Source organism: Streptomyces sp. URMC 123, from assembly GCF_051386515.1.
Classification (GTDB): Bacteria; Actinomycetota; Actinomycetes; order Streptomycetales; family Streptomycetaceae; genus Streptomyces.
Map to the genome: position 1 here is coordinate 1 of NZ_JBPQTV010000767.1, position 268 is coordinate 268.

Here is a 268-nt window from a genome sequence, read left to right on the forward strand (position 1 = left end):
AGGACGAGTTCACTGGGGCCGGCGTACCGAAGACACCAGCCTCACGGCCGTGCCCTCAGACACCCAACAGCGCGCCCGACCCACCCAATCGATCCACAACTTTCCACGCCGAAGCAGTACTCGCTGTAAACCATCAGATGCGCCGAATAGTCAACGTTCCACCCATGAGCAACCGTGCAAGACATTCGCTCGCAGTCGGCTATGTGCTCCTTAGAAAGGAGGTGATCCAGCCGCACCTTCCGGTACGGCTACCTTGTTACGACTTCGT

The 268-nt window shown here is 58.6% G+C and carries 1 rRNA gene; it reads right to left on the reverse strand.

From position 1 onward, the window contains the following. Nucleotides 1–214: 214 nt before the first annotated feature. A 16S ribosomal RNA gene (locus ACSNOD_RS31930) occupies nucleotides 215–268 on the reverse strand; the annotation flags it as partial.